Genomic DNA, 16,689 nt, shown 5'->3' on the forward strand with positions numbered 1-16,689 from the left:
CTCTTTCTTGAGGATTACTTCCACTCGGTGGCAGTCAATTCGCTGAGCAGCCGGGCCACCCTGGCGCGGCTGGGATGGTAGCCGATGAAGACCAGCTCGGAACGCGCGCGCGCGCTATGGGCGGCCTCGCTCGCCTCGGCCATCACCACGCGGGCGCGCACGCCCTGCAGCAACTGTACCGGCGCGCCGTCGGTGGCCACGAAGCCCTTGGCGCGCAGGATGGGTTCGGCCAGGGCAGCCGCAGCAACGGCGCTGCGCACCACCTCGGCCTGCTGGGGGGACTCGCAGCGCAAGGTGAACGATTGCCAGCCCGGATCCTGTTCATGGAAATGCTTGTGGGTAGACAAGCCGTGGCTGTGCGCGCCCAGGCCGGAGTGTGCATGGCCGTTGAAACGCTGCTGGTCGGCGGCTACCACGGCACGCTCGCCGGGCATGGCCACCGGGGTGTAGTGATGATGCACGGCGGCGCCGGCCTGATGCAGCCGCAGGCCCAGCGCCAGGCGGATATCCAGCCGGGCGCCATAGGCCAGTTCGAGGAAGCGTACATTGGGCGCCAGCGCCCGCACGGTTTCCTCGGCCTGCAATAGCGGAGCTTCGTCCAGGCCATCGATCTTGTTCAGGACCACCACGTCGGCGCATTCAAGCTGCTGGCGAAACAGGTCTGCAGTGGCCGCCTGTGCCGTGTCGCCACTGGCGAAGGCCTGCTCCAGCAACAGCGGCGTATCGACCACCGCCAGGGTGGCGTCGAGCACGAAATGCGGGGCCAGCGCGTCGGACTGCAGCACTTCCATCACGGCGCTGGGCAGGGCCAGCCCGGAGGTTTCGATCAGCACATGATCGATCCGGGCGCGCCGCGCGGCCAGCGCCAGCATGGCTGGCACGAACTGGTCGTCATCACCGTAGGCGATCAGGCCGTGGGCGAAATCCTGGATCTGCACCTGGCCTTGCGCATCGCCATCGGCGCGCAACAGCTCACCGTCGATGGCGACTTCGCCGAATTCATTGATCAACAGCGCCAGGCGGCGCGACTGGCGACGCTGCACCAGGCCGCGCAGCAGCGTGGTCTTGCCGGCACCCAGGAAGCCCGTGACCACGGTCACCGGGATCGGTGGTAGCGGCGGCGGCAGGCCGGCGGCGGTACTGGACATGCTCATGCCCCCAGGAGCCGCGCCAGGCCCGCCTGGACCCCGGCGAAATCGCTGGCCGCTTCAGGGTAGTGCAGCGACGGACGGCGCACCGTCAGCAGGCGGATGCCCAGCGCGCGCGCGGCGGCCACCTTGGCGCGGTAGCCGCCGGCCTCGCCGGAATCCTTGGTGACCACGCAGTCGATGCCCCAGTCACGCCACAGGGCTTCGTTGAAGGCTTGCGAGAACGGCCCCTGCATCGCGCACAGGTGAGCGCGCGGCAAGCCCAGCTCCAGCGCTCGGCCGATGAAATCGGGATCGGCCGTGACGCGGGCGAACCATTGGCGATCCGATGCACCCGGCGCCTGCAGGAAGCTGGCCAGGTCCTTGGACCCGGTGGCGAGGAAGATGCGGCTGCCGCTCTCCACCGCCTTGCGGGCTGCCTCGTCCATGTCGGCGCAGCCATCCGGGTCGTCGGCGGCCAGCTCACCTGGGCGCTCGTAGCGCAGGTAGGGAATGCCCAGCTCCTGCGACAAGGTCATCAATTGCTGCGACATCAGGGTGGCATAGGGATGGGTAGCGTCCACCAGCACCTGGGCCTGGCTGTCGCGCAGGGCCTGGCGGCGGGCTTCCACACCCTGGCGGCCGGCCCAGACGACGGCCCCGGGACAATCCTCGCGCGCCAGTTCGCCCCCATAGCCGGTGGCCGCCGAGACCACCACGCTGCGCCCCTGCCCTGCCAGCTGCGCGGCCAGCGCATTGCCGTCGCTGGTGCCGGAGAACACCCACACCGCCTGCTGCGGCAGTTGCGCCACTTCCTGCGCCTGCGACTCTTCGCTCCAGTCGTTGTAACCGCGCGGGGTGAAGATCCAGTCGCGCTTGCGCTGGGTGAAGCGGTTGCCGATGACGATCGAGGTCAGCATGTCGAACTGCAGGCCCGGCAATTCGTCCAGACGGTGGATGGAGACCTGCTGGCCTGGCCGATAGGCATTGCGCACCACGCCGCACAGCGTGTGCGGGGCCTTGTGTTGCAGCATCAGCTGCAGGATGCGGTAGACGCCTTCCTGGCGGCCGGCGCTCTGCACGTTGTAGAGCACGCAGGCCAGGTCGGCCTGGGCGATGTGGCTGGCGCGCTGTTCGATCCACGACCACGGGCACAGCAGGTTAGACAGCGACAGCGTGGCGAAGTCATGCGACAGCGGCGAGCCCAGCAGCGAGGCGCAGGCATTGGCCGAGGTGACACCGGGGATGACGTTGACCTCATAGGTGTCGTCCTCGCGCATGTCGTCGAAGGCCAGCGCGGCCATGGCGTAGATGCCGATATCGCCGCTGGAGATCAGCGCCACGCGGCGCCCGGCGCGGGCGTGTTCGATCGCCAGCAAGGCGCGTTCGCGCTCCTGCGTCAGCGGCGGCGTATGGATCTCCTTGCCGGCGATATGCGGCGCGATCCAGCGCAGGTACAGCTCGTAGGCCACGATCACCTCGCTGTCGCGCAAGGCGGCGATGGCGCGGGGGATGATCATTTCCTCGAAACCGGGGCCGACCGAGACCAGGTTCAGTACACCTTTTTGATTGACGTTGACTGCTTCCATCCTGTTTTCCTGCAAACAATTGAGCGGTAACTACTAAAATTCTCACGCCCGTTCGGACTGAGTAGGCCCGGCAGGGCCGTATCGAAGACGCTCCCCAGCTTGCTCCCCTGCCATGGGCAGGAGCGCCTTCGATACGCGGCTTCGCCGCTACTCAGGACGAACGGTATGAAGTTCATCCCTAAACCGGGTCCTGCAAATTCTCAATAAAACTACGCCAGCCTTCGCCATCGTCCACGATCGCCACTGTCACGCCGTCCAGCGCGGTCTTGCCCAGCCGCAGACGTCCGCGCGGACTGGCGATCAGGGCCGCCGGTTCGCATACGCCGTCCACGCCGACGTTCTGGCGCACCCAGTCCGAGGGCTTGCCGACCCAGGCACGCTGGGCGATCTGGTCGCGGGCGATGACCCGCAAGGGCAGGCCATGCATGGCGCAGAAGGCCAGCAGGCCGGGTTCTCCGGCCTTGAGATCGATGGTGGCCACTTCGCGTACCTGGGCCAGCGTGGCGCCTTCGCATCGTGCCAGTGCCTGCGTCACCGCCGTGGCAATCTGTTCGGCCGAGGCCAGCTTGCGGCAACCGATGCCCAGCACCAGCGGCTTGACCGCCTCGGTGGCGGTGGTGACCACCGCTTGCGCGCCGGTCAGCTGCGCCACCCGGTAAGCCAGGCTGTTGGCGCCGCCTTCATGACCAGCCAGCAAGGCGATGGCAAACCGCGCCGCTTCATCGACCACCACCACCGCGGGGTCGCTGTGCTTGTCCTGCGGCAGGCCATCGAGAAAGCGCACGGCGATACCGGTGGCACCCAGCATGATCCACTGCCGGTGGCGGCGGTAGGCCAGCGCGAACTGCTGACGCTGCGACAGGGCCGCATCGGCCTGGAGCCAGGGTTGATACAGCTCGCCACCCAGCCTGTCCTGCAGGTGCATGGCCAGTGGCGCCGCTTCGGCGCGCACCGGCCAGATCCCCAGGTCAGCGTGGGCGGCGGCGGGATTCATGCGGCATCCTTCTGCTTCTTGACCACACGGAAGAGGTGGGTGAAGTCCTTGGAGTACAGGCTGGACTCGGCCACCTGCTGCTTGTCCAGCGCGGCACCGACCAGCATCATGGTGGTCAGGTTCCATTCACCGCGCTTGTTCTCTTCCAGCACCCGGTCCAGCTGCCCCTGGTAGACGCGCTGCTCCGGCCAGCTGGCGCGGTAGACCAGCGTCACTGGCGTCTCGGGCGGATAGTGTAACAACAGGTCGGTGACGATCTTCTTGAGGTGCGGGCCGGAGAGGAAGATGCACATCGTGGCGCGATGCGCCGCCAGCGAAGCGATCGACTCCGACTCCGGCACCGCCGAGGCGCGTCCGGAGACGCGGGTCAGGATCACGCTCTGCGAAACCTCGGGCTTGGTCAGCTCGGCCGACACGGCGGCGGCAGCGGCCGTAAAGGACGACACCCCCGGCACCACCTCGTAGGCGATGCCCAGTGCATCCAGGCGGCGCATCTGCTCGGCGGTGGCGCCATAGATGGCGGGGTCGCCCGAGTGCAGGCGTACCACGTCCATGCCCTGCTCCTGCGCCCGCACGTAGCAGGCCTGTTGTTGCTCCAGGTCCAGGGCGGCGGTGTCGATCAGTTCGGCATCGGCGCGGCAATGTTCCAGCATGGCGGTGGGGACCAGCGAACCGGCGTACAGCACCATGCGCACCTGACCCAGCAGGCGCGCGCCACGCAGGGTGATCAGGTCGGCGGCGCCGGGACCGGCCCCGATGAAATAGACTTTCATGGATTTCCTTTCGATTCTTCTTGCGGGCGATGGCGCTGCTCCTGGGCGCTCTTGCGGATCAGCAGCACGGCCAGGTAGCCGCTGGCCTCGGCCGCATCCAGCGATGTCAGGTCGCTGGCCAGCACCTCGCCTTCCAGGCCGATGCGACGGGCAAAGCCGCAGTGGCGGGCAATGCCCATTTCGCGCAGCAGCGCCAGCACCCAGGGCAGGCGCGCACCGACTTTCATCAGCACCACGATGTCATGGCTCTCGATCTCGGCGCGCAGCGTGGCTGCATCTTCCGGACAGGGCAGGATCAGGGTGCGCTCCTTGCCCACGCCCAGCGGCCATTCCAGGGCGGCAGCCGCCGCCGCATAGCTGGTGATGCCGGGCAGGGTCACGCAATCGCATTGCGGATACAGGTCGCGCACCGCCGCCAGCACATAGCCATAGGTCGAGTAGGTCAGCGCATCGCCGATGGTGAGGTAGACCACCTGCATGCCCTGGCGCAATTGCGCCACCAGTTGTGCGCCCAGTTGCGCATAGTGCGTCTGCAGCACCTGACGGTCCGGGTCCATGTTGAACTCGATCTCGCGCAGGCGGCTGCGGTCGAACTCCACGCCCTCCAGGCACTGCAGCGCCACCGACAGCTCGGCGCCACGGGCGCGCGGGATGTAGATCAGGTCGGCGCTGCGCAAGGCAGCCAGCGCCGCCAACGGCAAATAGCCGGCCGGGCCGGGGCCCACGCCGATGCCGGTCAGGCGGCCGGTCTTGGGGTCGGTCATGCCAGTGCTCCCAGGTGACGACCGTCGAGGTCGAACAGGCGCACTTCGATACGCGACACCGCCGGCACCCGGGCCTGCGCCAGCGCGGCGATGCGGGTTTCGATCTCGCTCCACAGGCGGCGCGAGAGCGCGGCGTCCTGCTGGCGGACCAGGTCTATGATTGCTTCCACCGTATTGGCTTCCTTCATCTGCTGCAACAGCGCCGGGTCGAACAGCTCGACCCCGCCTGCTGCGTTCATCTCTTGCGCCACGCGGGCCACGCCCTGCATGGCCATGTTGCTCTTGCTGGAATGGGTATCCCAGACCCCATCCAGTACCTTGGCCAGCTTGCCCGGGTGGCCGGCCAGCCACAGCAGCGGCAGCGTGCGCCCGGTCTCGGCCAGGGCCTGCTGGGTGAAATCGAGTGCATCGCCGAGGAAATTGGCGATCTGCACGCTGCACTTCTCCGGCAGCCCCAACTCCTGTGCCACGAAGACGCGGCCGATCTTGCCCGGCAGGTAGGCCAGCGCCTCGCCCGGCGCGCAGGCCGCCAGCGCCACGCGGATATAGACCTCGATGGAGGCGATCCAGGAGGCCATCGACATCGGTTCCACGATGCCCGAGGTACCGAGGATGGAAATGCCGCCCACGATGCCCAGCTTGGGGTTGAAGGTCTTGGGCGCGATGGCCCTGCCCTCGCGGCAGCCAATGTGCAGGTCGAAGCCGGGTGCTTCGGCCTGGCCGGGTTTCAGTTCGTCCAGCACCTCGGCGACGGCGGCGCGCATCATCGCGCGCGGCACCGGGTTGATGGCCGGTTCACCGACCGCCACGCGCAGGCCGGGCATGGTGGCTGTCCCGACGCCTTCGCCGGCGAAGAAGCGGACTTCGCCGACCGCGTTGCGCCGCACCTGGGCAACAATGGTGGCGCCATGGGTGTTGTCGGGATCGTCACCGCCGTCCTTCAGGACTTCGGCTTCGGCCATGCCCTCTTCCACCATGCGCACCGCCTTGATCGGTACGCACAGGTAATGCCGGCCATCGGGCAGGCTGACCTCCGTGTGCTGCAGCGTCACGCCGGCCAGCAGGCGGTACAGCGCCGCCCGCACCGCCGCCGTGGCACAGCTGCCGGTACTGCGGCCGCGTCGCAGGCCGTTGGGCGCGAGCACGGCCAGGTCATACTCGGCGCGCTGCAGCTCGGGCGCGGACATCAGCCGGCGCCCTCGGCCTGTCGTTCCTGCTCCACCAGCCAGGCGATGGCGTCGATCATCAGGGCATTGACCACCGTGGCCGCCCAGGGCGAGCCGCCACGGGTGCCGCTATTGGTGATGCGCGGCACCTGCAGGCAGCGGCGCAGTTCGTCCTTGCTCTCACGCGTACCGACAAAACCGACCGGCAGGCCGATCACCAGCTGCGGGCGCCAGCCATGCTCGCGGATCAGGCGCACGGCCTCGGTGATGGCGGTGGGCGCGTCGCCGATGGCCAGTACCATGTCGTTGCCGAACTTCTGCCAGGCGCGGCGGATGCCAGCAGCCGAGCGGGTCATGCCCAGGTTCTGCGCCATCAGGTGCGTCTCCGGGTCATGCACGCCGCACCAGGTCTGCACGCCCAGCTGTTCCAGCACGGCCCGTTTCAGGCCGGTCTGTACCATGGTCACATCGGTGACTACGCGCTTGCAGCGCAAGATCGCCTTCATGCCGGCCTGGACCGCCCCGGCCGAAAAATAGAGTTCATCGGCGGCGGCGAAGTCACCGCTGGTATGCACCAGGCGCTGCAAGACCGTCAGATGCTCTGGCGGGAAGACGCGCCAGTCGCGCCCGGCATCGATGATGCGCATGCTCTCGGCTTCGATGGGATGCGGCACGTAAGGCGTGGTCTGCAAGGCCACTGGTACGGCCTGCTCGCGCGCCGAGAGATCGCGCACCTGCAGGTGATGGGCGCGCTGCGGCTCGCCCACCTGCTGCTCGAAACCGACGATCTGGACGCGGTACTTGCACAGGCTGCAGTTCATCGCGGCACGGCCTTCGACGGCTTCGGCAGCACGCTCCAGCATGACGTCGGCGACATGGGCGTGCACGCCCAGGTAGGAGGCCTTGAGCACTTCCACACCCGGTTCGCGCTGGACCAGTTCGTCGGCGGCGGCATAGATGCGCTTGACCAGGACGCCATCGAAGAGGAAGAAGGGCAACACCACCAGGCGCTGCCAGCCCTGCCCGGCGGCCTGCGACAGGCCCTCGCGCACCAGGGGCGTGGCGGTGCCGGAAAAACAGACCTTCACGCCACCGAAGCCCATGCCTTCCTGCAGCATGCGCGCCAGCTTGGCGACTTCGCCATTGGCATCGGGATCGGTGGTGCCACGGCCGACCAGCACCAGGCAAGCATCCTGGCGGTGGATGATCTCTTCCGACTGCGCCTCGGCCTCGACCACACGTTGCTGTGCCAGTTGCAGCAGCAGCGGATGCAGGTCCATGGGCGCGCCGAAATGGAAATCGACCTGCGGATAGGCACGCGCCAGCGCCAGCAGTTCGGCGGGCATGTCGTTCTTGGCATGGCGCGCACCCAGCAGCACGCCCGGCACCACGGCCACTTCGGTGGCGCCCTCGGCCACGCAGGCGGCGGCCGCATCGGCGATGGTGGGGGCGGCGAATTCCAGGTAGCCATGGCGCACGATGCGCTGGCCGGCGCGCTCACGCACCAGTTCCACCAGCGCCTCGAACTCGCGCAGCGCGTCGGGGTCGCGACTGCCATGACCGGCAATGACGACCGCCGAGCGGCCCGGGCTGCTCAGCTTGTTTGTGGCAGTCATGCCGGCACTCCGCTGGCCGCCTTCTCCGGCGGCGGCTCGATCTGGCTATCCATGGGCGTGAGGGTGCGGATGAGCATGATGCTCATGTCGCTGAACTCGACATCGGCGCAGTCGGCCAGCTTGCCGTGCCATTCGGCGTCGCCCCGGGTGAGGTTTTCCCACACCTCGGTGGGATGGTCGGGATTGACGCCCTGCTGCAGCAGGTAGCTGGCGATATGGCGCGGCATGAAGGAGCGCGCCGCATCCCACGGACAGGGGATGACGATGGCGTTGCGGCCATCCTTCAACACATTGACCAGGTGGCGCTTGAAGGGCTCCAGGTCGCCACGGCGATGGAAGGTGATGAAGGTGGTCTCGTCGAAGCAGACACGGGCGCGCGAGGCCAGGATCTGCGCCGAGGAGATGCCCGGCAGGGTTTCCACGCGGTGGCCGCAGGCGCGCTCCACGCGTTCCAGGTACTGGAAGCCGCTGAAGTGGATGTCGCCCATGAAGACCACCACGCAACGCTTGCCGGCATGGTGCAGGGCTGCCACTTCGTCGAGCTTGGCGACCTGATCGCGATAACCCATGAGCACCACTTGCGCGGTCGTCGGGATCAGGTCCTTGACCACATCGACCACGGCATTGAAGCCGGCCACGACATCGGCGTTGCGGATCAGCTCGGCACCGCGCAGGGTCAGGTAGGAATGGTCGCCGGGGCCGGCGCCTATGCAGATAATCATCGTCAGTCCTTTCAGCGCGCGCCCAGTTGCGCGCGCACGGTCAACGCCAGGGCGTCGCCGGTCAATTGTTCCAGGGTCAGGCAACGCGCACCCAGCGCCTCGGCCAGTTGGGCCGCACGGCCCAGGCGCAGGTAGCCGGCTTCGGTGTCGAGCACCAGCGCCGGCACGCCTTGCGCGGCCAGTACGGCAGCCGCGTCCAGGGTCTGCTGCCAGGGGTCGCCCTGGCTGCCGGGCAAGCCGACGTTGGCGCGGCCATCCGAGAGGATGACCAGCAGCGGCGGCGCGTCCTGGGGCGCGGATTGTTGCAGCATCTGCGCGGCCAGTTGCAGCGCATGCGGCAAGGGTGTGCGCCCGCCGGTGGGCAGTTCGCGCAGGCCTTGCTCGGCCAGGTCGGCGCTGCGGGTCGGGGCCAGCAGCAATTCGGCCTGCTCGCCCCGGAAGGCGATCACGGCCAGCTGGTCGCGACGCTGGTAGGCGTCCGTCAGCAGGGCCAGCACTGCCCCCTTGACCGCTTCCATGCGGCGCTGTGCGGCCATCGAGCCGGAGGCATCGACCACGAAGACGATCAGGTTGGCGCCGCGCCCGTTGCGTACCTGGCGATGCAGGTCGGCGCGGGTCACCGTCAGCTGGGCGCTGTCCTCGCCGGCCAGGGCGCCCCGCAGGGCGGCGCTGCGCAGCGTGGCACCCACGGCCAGGCGGTCGGGATTGGCGTCGGGCACGGCGCGCAAGGCGCTGCCCCGGCTGGCATCGGCCACGGCGCTGCGGCGACCGCTGGCGCTGGAGGCGGAGGTATTGGGCATGGCGGCCACGCTGATCTTGCGGGCCGCGCCGGTGGCGGCGACGGCGAAGGTCTGTTGGCCGCCCTCGCCTTCTTCGTCTTGTTGCTCTTGTTGCTGCTCTTGTTGCTGTCCTTGCGGCTCGCCTTCCGGGGATTGCGGCGGCGCCGACTGGCTGCCGTCATCGCTGTCATCGCCGGCCTGTGGCGGTTGCGGCTGGCGCGCCTGATCGACCAGCTCGTCCAGCTTGTCCTGGTCCATGCCGGCCTGCTCGAAGGGCTTGCGGCGGCGGCGATGCGGCAGCACCAGCATAGCCGCCGCACGCACGTCGTCGGGGGTCACGCGCGCACGCGCCTCCAAGGCCGCCAGTGCGCGCGCCGTCTTGTGCATGACGATGTCGGCGCGCAGGCTGGCCACCTCGAATTCGCAGCACAGGTGGCTGATCAGTTCCAGCATGGCGTCATCCAGGACCACCTCGGGCAGCAGGCGCTGTGCCTGAGCCACCTGGGCGCGCAAGGTCTCCTGGGCGCCCTGCCATTGCGTCGCGAAGGCTGCCGTATCTGCTTCATAGGCGATGCGACGGCGCACCACCTCGGCGCGTACCGACTTGTCCGTGGGCGCGCTCACTTCCACCATCAGGCCGAAGCGGTCCAGCAATTGCGGACGCAGGTCGCCCTCTTCCAGGTTCATGGTGCCGATCAGGGTGAAGCGCGCCGGATGGCTGATCGACAGTCCTTCGCGCTGCACCGAGTTCACGCCCATGGCCGCGACATCGAGCAGCACGTCCACCAGGTGATCGGCCAGCAGGTTGACTTCATCGATATACAGGATGCCGCGATGGGCCGCCGCCAGCAGGCCCGGCTGGAAGGCACGCTGGCCGCCCTGCAGGGCTTGCTGCAGATCCAGCGCACCCAGCACGCGGTCTTCGGTGGCGCCCAGCGGCAGGGTCACGAATGGCACCTCGGCCTCGATGGGCAGGACGTCCTGCGCGGCCTGGCAGACCGCACAGGCCTCGGCCGGCTGGCCCGGGGCGCAGTTGAAGGCACAGCCGCCGACGCGGGCAATCGATGGCAGCACCTGGGTGAGTCCGCGCGCGGCGGTGCTCTTGGCCGTGCCCTTGTCGCCGCGCACCAGCACGCCACCGATGCCAGGATCGACCGCGCACAGCAGCAGCGCCTGCTTCAGCAGTGGCTGGCCGACGATGGCCGAAAACGGATAGCCGGTCACGGCATGGCTCATTGCAGGTCCTTGGTATGTTCGCTGCCGCGCACCGTCTCGCCACGGGCTTCCAGCAGGGTTTCGCTGTGCAGGTAAAGCTCACGCAGACGATCGAGCGTCTGCGCCTCGGGTTCTTGCCACATGCCACGGCTGGCGGCTTCCAGCAGGCGCTCGGCAATGGCGTTCTGGGCCCAGGGGTTGGACTCTTCCAGGAACTGGCACATGGCCGGGTCGAAGCCGTAGGTCTCGGCCAGTTGCTGGTACATCCAGTCGTCCAGCACCTGGGCGGTAGCGTCGTAACCGAACAGGTAATCGACGGTGGCGGTCAGTTCCAGCCCGCCCTTGTAGCCATGGCGGCGGATGCTGGCCAGCCACTTGGGATTGACCACCCGCGAGCGGAACACGCGCAGCGTCTCCTCCTTCAGGTCGCGCACGGCGGCGCGCTGGGGATCGTGGCTGTCGCCGAAATAGTGGCGCGGCTGCTGGCCGGACAAGGCACGGATGGTGGCAATCATGCCGCCATGATATTGCAGGTAGTCGTCGCTATCGAAAATGTCGTGCTCGTGGTTATCCTGGTTATGCAGGGCTACTTGCACGCCGGCAAGGCGCTGGCGGAAGGCCTCGCGCTGGTCGGCGCCCTGCACCTTGCGGCCATAGGCGAAGCCGCCCCAGTTGATATAGGCCTCGGCGAAGTCGGCCTGGTCTTGCCAGTTCTTTTCCTGGATCAGCGGCAGGATGCCGGCACCATAGCTGCCCGGCTTGGCGCCGAAGACCCGGTAGGATGCCTGGGCAGCAGCCTCGGCCTGGCCCAGGCCGGCTTGCAGGCCTTCTCCGATATCACGCAGGTAGTGCTTGCGCACGAAGTTCATGGTCTCCGGCTCGTCGGCGGCAATCGCCAGTTGCACGGCGTCATCGATCAGCTCGATCAGTTGTGGGAAGGCATCGCGGAAGAAGCCGCTGATGCGGGTGGTCACATCGATGCGCGGGCGCTGCAACTCGGCCAGCGGCACCAGCTCGACGCCGGCCACCTGGCGATTGCCCGCGCGCCAGATCGGGCGCGCGCCCATCAGCGAGAGGATCTGCGCGACGTCGTCGCCGTGCGTGCGCATGGCGCTGGTGCCCCAGATGCTGATGGCCACGCTCTCGGGATAGTCGCCGCTTTCGCGGTGATGGCGCTCCAGCACCTCGCGTGCCAGTTGCTGGCCGACGCGCCAGGCTGATTGCGAGGGCACGCTGCGCGGATCGACCGAGTAGAAATTGCGGCCCGTGGGCAGGATGTGCGCCATGCCCCGCGTGGGCGAGCCACTGGGGCCGGCCGGGATATAGCCGCCGCGCAGGCCACGCAGCAGGTTGCCGATCTCTTCGCTGGTCTGCGCAAGGCGTGGTACCAGTTGCTGGCAGGCGAAGGCCAGCACGCGGCGCAAGGCCGCGAAGTCGATATCCGGCGCGGCCTTGGCCGCTCTCACCACACGCTTGGGTGCCGACGACGCCAAGGCCGGACGCGCAGTACCACGCAGGCTACCCAGCACGCTGCCGACGGCCTTGACGGCCGCCGGTTGCAGGCGCGGGCGCTCGTCGGCCGGCGCCTGCGCCAGTGCAGCGAAGTGCTGTGCAACGACGCCCTCGATGGCAGCCTCGGCATAGTCCTGCGCTTGCAGGGCCTGCATCAGCGACAGGCACAGCGCGTCGATGGCCTCCAGCGCATCGGCGCGGGTGACGATGGCACGGCCGGCGGTGCGGGCCAGGGCATCGTCGATGTTGAGGCGACGGCCCTTGTGCTCCAGCAGCATGTCCATCGACAGGCCGAACAGCCGCGCCACCTCTTCCTGCAGGCCCGGCAGGTCCTGGTTGGGCAGGCGCGTCAGTGCCACCAGCATGTCGGGCAGCTGCTGCGCATCGGGCATGCGGCCCAGGATGTGCAGGCCGTCGCGGATCTGGGCCGCACCCAGTTCGCACAGGTAACCGTCCAGGTCTTCGATCAGGTGGGCCACGCCGGCGCCGTCCAGCTCGGCCAGGGCGTGCGGCAGTTCGCCTTCCTCGTGGGGGTGATCATGATCGTGGTCGTGACCATGGTCACCGTGGTGGTGATGGCCATGATGATGGTGGTGATGATCGTGGCCGTGGTCATGGTCATGGTCATGGTCGTGATCATGATGCAGCAGCTTGTATTGCAGGTCGGTATCGAGGTTGGTCTGGCGCACCAGCTCCCAGATCTGCTGTTGCAGCAGGGGCAGCTTGGCGGGATCCAGTACCTCGACCTGGTAGTACTCGTCCACCAGCTGGGTCAGCTGGGCCAGCGCGCCGTAGCTGTCGGCGGTGGTCATGGGCGGGGTCAGGTGATCCACCACCACCGCGTGGGCGCGGCGCTTGGCCTGCGAGCCCTCACCCGGGTCGTTGATGATGAAGGGATAGAACAGCGGCACATCGCCCAGCAACGCATCCGGGAAACATTCCTCGGAGAGCCCCACGCCCTTGCCCGGCAGCCACTCCAGGGTACCGTGCTTGCCGACGTGGACGATGGCGTCCGCGCCCCACTCTTCGTCCAGCCAGCGGTACAGCGCGTAGTAGTGATGGGTGGGCGGCAGGTCGGGCTGGTGGTAGATGGCGTCCGGGTCCATGCCGTAGCCGCGTGGCGGTTGCAGGGCGACAAAGGCGTTGCCCAGGTCGAGGCCGGCGATGACCAGGTGCTGGTCGTGCACATAGGCCTCACCGGGCGCGTCGCCCCACTGGCGCACCATCTTCGCCTGCAGGGCCGGCGGCAAGGCGGCGAACCATTGCGCATAGCGCGCCGCCGGGATGCGCGCGGCGGCGCGGCGCAACTGGTCTTCGGTGAGCAGGATGTCGTCGTAGGAGCAGCGATCCACCAGTTCATGGATCAGCGCCGTGCCACTGTCGGGCAAGTCGCCGATGCCGTAGCCATCGGCCGACAGCGCCCGCAGCACGGCCATCAGCGAGGCCGGTGCATCCAGGCCGACGGCGTTGCCGATCTGCGAGGCCTTGCTGTTGGAATTGGTGAAGATGAAGGCGATGCGCTTGCGGGCATTGGGTGTCTTGCGCAGCTTCACCAGCCGCTGCGCCAGGCCGGCGATGCGATGCACGCGATCCGGCAAGGCCTGGTAGCGCACGGCGCCGGATTCAGTGGCGGCCTTGAAGGACAGCGGCACGCCGATGATGCGGCCATCGAACTCGGGCAGCACCACGTTCATGGCGGCATCCAGCGGGTTCATGCCGCGTGTGGAGTGCTGCCACTGCGCCTGCGTCATGCCGCTGGTGATGGCTTGCAGGACCGGCAGGTCCAGTTGCTCCAGCACCGACACCGACCAGCCGGCCGGTGTGATGCCGCCAGCGGTGATCTCGCCCATGGCAAAGGAGGTGGTGTTGATCAGCAGATCGACGTGCGCGCCCTTCTCCGCCTCGCCGCCGAAGTATTGCAGGGCCGGTGGCAGGCCATGGGCCGCACCGGCGGACACCCGCAAGGACGAGGTGAAGACCGGCAGCACATCCATGCCGCGCGCTTCCAGCGCCGCCACCAGTGCATCGATGAAGGCGGTATTGCCCGAAAGCCAGTGAGCGCGATAGAAGATGATGCCCACCGCCGGCTTGCCCTCAGGCGCCGTGGCGCGCAGGGCAAGCCAGTCGGCCAGGGTGGCGTCCTGTTCCAGGTCGGGGTGATGGATGCCGTGTTCCGGCAGGGCTTGCGCGGGTTCGTAGCCGTAGCCGCTCAGCAGCAGGCGATCCGACAGGCAGCGCAGCAGCTGCGCCAGGTTGACGCTGCCGCCGCCATTGAAATAGGCCAATGCCTGCTGCTGCACGTCGGCCGGGGCGGTCGAGGCCGCCGCCAGTTCGGCATCGGGTTCGCCCGTGCCGGACAGCACGATCAGGTGCCGCCCCTCGTGGCGCGCCGTGCGCAGCAGTTCGGGGAAGCCGGCCACCGCGCCCAGCCGGCCCAGCACGCGCAGGACGATCACATCGGCCGCCGCCAGCTCATGGCGCAGCATGGCCCCCAGCGTGCGGCGCGGATTGCCCTGCTCGTCGGTATCGGCTTGCAGGCCTTGCAGGTCGTAGCCGGTGACCGCCGGGAAGTCGGCCGGCAATTGCGCCTGCGCGCTCTCCAGCATGGCCAGGTCGGTGGGGGCGTGCGTGAGCAGCGCAATACGTGGAGTGTGCGGAGTATGCAGAGTGTGCTCAGGCATCGCTGCTCTCCGGTTCGGGATGGACATCGCCGCTGCCCAGGCGATGGAAGATCAGCTCGCTGACTTCGCGGCCACCCTCCAGGTGCTCCACCACCACCCGTTCGATGGCGCTGGCATCTTCGCAGCGATACCAGACCCCCTCGGGATAGACCACCACCACCGGGGCCTGCGCCTTGCAGGCCACCATGCAATGGGTGCGGGTACGCTTGACGCGCAATTCGGGACGGGCGTCGATCTGTTCGCCCAGGACGGCGAACATCGATTCGGCCAGGACGCCGTTCTCGGTGCAGCGCGGCCCCACGCACATCAGTACGTGGCGGTGATGAGTTCTCATTGCTTCACTTTCAAAGGCGCCGCGACGCCGGACAGTCAGCCGAACCGGCGATAGAAGAAGCCGGTCAGGCCACCCAGGGCCAGCCAGAACACGGCATTGGCCAGGGCGGTGGCGTGGATGAAGGCCTGCGCCAGCTCTTCCGGGGCAACGCTGCCGTGGACCTCGGGCTGGGGTGCGCCCACAAGATGCGGCACCACCAGCAGCGCCAGGCCGGCCAGCTTCCACGGCCAGCCGCGTGTGAAGACGAACAGGCCCAGGCTGGCCGCCGTCATGGCCGCCGTCATCACCCACCACAGCTGGCGCGCATGCAGGGGCGCGGCCAGGGTGCCGGGGACTTCGGGCGGCAAGCCCAGCGAAGGCGCCACGAAGAACACGCCATAGCCAGCCAGGCCCCACAGCAGGCCGGTGCGCCAGCTGACGCGGCGACCGCTGATGGCCATCGCGGCCACCAGCATCAGGGCAAAGCCGACCGCCATGCTGACATTGGCCAGCACGGTGTAACCGGTACGCTCGGCGCCATCGGCGGGCTCCCAGGCATCGGCGTCATGGCTGTGCTCGTGGACACGTTCGGATGCCGATGCGGTGGCAGCGGCAGGCCCGTGTTCATGCTGGTGCTCCTCGGCATGGGGCGCGGCAGCTTCTGCGGCCTCGCCCGCCTTTTCATATTCCTCGGCCTTGAGGATGATCTTCTCGACCTGGAATTGCTGCACGCCAGAGAGCAGCACACCCGACAAGGCGCCGGCCACGACCACTGCCGACGCCATGCGCCGGAACACTGTCCAGTTCATCGTCGCCCCCCTCAGTGGCAGGGGAAGCCGGCCGAATGACGGCCGTCGTGGGCGGCGTTGTGCAGCTCGACCTTGGAGGCGAATCCAGCGCCATAGATCAGTGCCGCACCCAGCGCGAAGGCCAGCAGGGACGGGGCGATGCGATCGCGCCAGACGCTGCTGCCGGCGTGGGTGGAGTCGGTGGTACTGCGGGCATCGAGGCCGGAAGTGGTGGACATGGGCTGCTCCTTGGCTAGTGGATGGAAGGGAGAACGCCAATGCGCAAGCGCCCATGCAACATCCTGCCGCACGCGGGCGGCGCTGGAGTGAACCAACCGGAAATGATGGGAGCTGTCCGCATGATCGCCCTCCGCGAGTCATTCAAGAGGTCGCTCCTGGCCGGTCTCCGGGCTGGCGAGACGAAGCCTGGGCTTCGGGACAGGCACCTTCCCATGCACGTGGCACAGTGGCGTTTGCGTGTCCATCCTCGCTTACCGTTGCGGGGGCAGCGCCGGCTTTGGCCGCATTCCCGGAGGAGGGGCCGCACCGGCTTCCCGTTTCAACTGCCGGCGCGGCTGCGCAGGCAATACCAGAAGCAATGCTAATAAGTCCGGGAGTATAAAGGGGGCTGTCCCTGCGGGCAATACGAG

The 16,689-nt window shown here is 68.0% G+C and carries 13 protein-coding genes and 1 riboswitch; all 13 genes read right to left on the reverse strand.

The window, feature by feature from the left end; translation table 11 throughout:
- Window positions 1–14 precede the first annotated feature (14 nt).
- The 13 genes from ACIPHN_RS02560 to ACIPHN_RS02620 all read right to left on the reverse strand — a co-directional run bounded on the left by ACIPHN_RS02560 (window position 15) and on the right by ACIPHN_RS02620 (window position 16,278).
- A complete protein-coding gene (locus ACIPHN_RS02560; RefSeq protein ID WP_400432265.1) occupies window positions 15–1,148 on the reverse strand; it encodes a CobW family GTP-binding protein in 1,134 nt (377 codons plus the stop codon).
- Between the two features lie 2 nt (window positions 1,149–1,150).
- Complete coding sequence (cobJ, locus tag ACIPHN_RS02565) at window positions 1,151–2,716, reverse strand: precorrin-3B C(17)-methyltransferase (protein ID WP_400432267.1); 1,566 nt, start codon at window positions 2,714–2,716, stop codon at window positions 1,151–1,153.
- A 178-nt stretch (window positions 2,717–2,894) separates the two neighbouring features.
- Complete coding sequence (locus ACIPHN_RS02570; protein ID WP_400432269.1) at window positions 2,895–3,710, reverse strand: cobalamin biosynthesis protein; 816 nt, start codon at window positions 3,708–3,710, stop codon at window positions 2,895–2,897.
- Window positions 3,707–4,483, reverse strand: coding sequence for a precorrin-4 C(11)-methyltransferase (cobM, locus tag ACIPHN_RS02575; protein ID WP_400432272.1), 777 nt, complete (start codon window positions 4,481–4,483; stop codon window positions 3,707–3,709). Before cobM ends, ACIPHN_RS02570 begins: the two co-directional genes overlap by 4 nt.
- Window positions 4,480–5,247 carry a precorrin-2 C(20)-methyltransferase gene (gene cobI, locus ACIPHN_RS02580; RefSeq protein ID WP_400432275.1) on the reverse strand — a complete coding sequence of 256 codons (768 nt, stop codon included), beginning with the start codon at window positions 5,245–5,247 and terminating at the stop codon, window positions 4,480–4,482. Before cobI ends, cobM begins: the two co-directional genes overlap by 4 nt.
- Complete coding sequence (gene cbiD, locus ACIPHN_RS02585; RefSeq protein WP_400432278.1) at window positions 5,244–6,434, reverse strand: cobalt-precorrin-5B (C(1))-methyltransferase CbiD; 1,191 nt, start codon at window positions 6,432–6,434, stop codon at window positions 5,244–5,246. Before cbiD ends, cobI begins: the two co-directional genes overlap by 4 nt.
- A complete protein-coding gene (locus ACIPHN_RS02590) occupies window positions 6,434–8,029 on the reverse strand; it encodes a precorrin-8X methylmutase (protein WP_400432280.1) in 1,596 nt (531 codons plus the stop codon). The genes cbiD and ACIPHN_RS02590 overlap by 1 nt, the downstream gene beginning before the upstream one ends.
- Window positions 8,026–8,835, reverse strand: a complete 810-nt coding sequence (locus ACIPHN_RS02595) for a cobalt-precorrin-7 (C(5))-methyltransferase (protein WP_400432283.1) — start codon at window positions 8,833–8,835, stop codon at window positions 8,026–8,028. The genes ACIPHN_RS02590 and ACIPHN_RS02595 overlap by 4 nt, the downstream gene beginning before the upstream one ends.
- Window positions 8,763–10,766: a putative cobaltochelatase gene (locus tag ACIPHN_RS02600; protein WP_400432286.1), complete on the reverse strand. Its 2,004-nt coding sequence runs from the start codon at window positions 10,764–10,766 to the stop codon at window positions 8,763–8,765. The genes ACIPHN_RS02595 and ACIPHN_RS02600 overlap by 73 nt, the downstream gene beginning before the upstream one ends.
- On the reverse strand, window positions 10,763–14,938 hold the full coding sequence (locus ACIPHN_RS02605; protein ID WP_400432289.1) for a cobaltochelatase subunit CobN: 4,176 nt from the start codon (window positions 14,936–14,938) through the stop codon (window positions 10,763–10,765). Before ACIPHN_RS02605 ends, ACIPHN_RS02600 begins: the two co-directional genes overlap by 4 nt.
- Window positions 14,931–15,272, reverse strand: a complete 342-nt coding sequence (locus tag ACIPHN_RS02610) for a (2Fe-2S) ferredoxin domain-containing protein (protein ID WP_400432292.1) — start codon at window positions 15,270–15,272, stop codon at window positions 14,931–14,933. Before ACIPHN_RS02610 ends, ACIPHN_RS02605 begins: the two co-directional genes overlap by 8 nt.
- Before the next feature lie 35 nt (window positions 15,273–15,307).
- Complete coding sequence (locus ACIPHN_RS02615) at window positions 15,308–16,060, reverse strand: CbtA family protein (RefSeq protein WP_400432295.1); 753 nt, start codon at window positions 16,058–16,060, stop codon at window positions 15,308–15,310.
- A gap of 11 nt (window positions 16,061–16,071) precedes the next feature.
- On the reverse strand, window positions 16,072–16,278 hold the full coding sequence (locus tag ACIPHN_RS02620) for a CbtB domain-containing protein (protein WP_400432298.1): 207 nt from the start codon (window positions 16,276–16,278) through the stop codon (window positions 16,072–16,074).
- Window positions 16,279–16,418: 140 nt separating this feature from the next.
- Window positions 16,419–16,648, reverse strand: a riboswitch (cobalamin riboswitch).
- Between the last annotated feature and the right edge of the window lie 41 nt (window positions 16,649–16,689).

The organism is Herbaspirillum sp. NPDC087042, from assembly GCF_044745245.1.
Lineage (GTDB): Bacteria > Pseudomonadota > Gammaproteobacteria > Burkholderiales > Burkholderiaceae_D > Herbaspirillum.

Bases quoted from the DNA above. Each gene is read 5' to 3' on its own strand.
- ACIPHN_RS02560 (WP_400432265.1), bottom strand. From the start codon at position 1,148: ATGTCCAGTACCGCCGCCGGCCTGCCGCCGCCGCTACCACCGATCCCG.
- cobJ (WP_400432267.1), bottom strand. From the start codon at position 2,716: ATGGAAGCAGTCAACGTCAATCAAAAAGGTGTACTGAACCTGGTCTCG.
- ACIPHN_RS02570 (WP_400432269.1), bottom strand. From the start codon at position 3,710: ATGAATCCCGCCGCCGCCCACGCTGACCTGGGGATCTGGCCGGTGCGC.
- cobM (WP_400432272.1), bottom strand. From the start codon at position 4,483: ATGAAAGTCTATTTCATCGGGGCCGGTCCCGGCGCCGCCGACCTGATC.
- cobI (WP_400432275.1), bottom strand. From the start codon at position 5,247: ATGACCGACCCCAAGACCGGCCGCCTGACCGGCATCGGCGTGGGCCCC.
- cbiD (WP_400432278.1), bottom strand. From the start codon at position 6,434: ATGTCCGCGCCCGAGCTGCAGCGCGCCGAGTATGACCTGGCCGTGCTC.
- ACIPHN_RS02590 (WP_400432280.1), bottom strand. From the start codon at position 8,029: ATGACTGCCACAAACAAGCTGAGCAGCCCGGGCCGCTCGGCGGTCGTC.
- ACIPHN_RS02600 (WP_400432286.1), bottom strand. From the start codon at position 10,766: ATGAGCCATGCCGTGACCGGCTATCCGTTTTCGGCCATCGTCGGCCAG.
- ACIPHN_RS02605 (WP_400432289.1), bottom strand. From the start codon at position 14,938: ATGCCTGAGCACACTCTGCATACTCCGCACACTCCACGTATTGCGCTG.
- ACIPHN_RS02610 (WP_400432292.1), bottom strand. From the start codon at position 15,272: ATGAGAACTCATCACCGCCACGTACTGATGTGCGTGGGGCCGCGCTGC.
- ACIPHN_RS02615 (WP_400432295.1), bottom strand. From the start codon at position 16,060: ATGAACTGGACAGTGTTCCGGCGCATGGCGTCGGCAGTGGTCGTGGCC.
- ACIPHN_RS02620 (WP_400432298.1), bottom strand. From the start codon at position 16,278: ATGTCCACCACTTCCGGCCTCGATGCCCGCAGTACCACCGACTCCACC.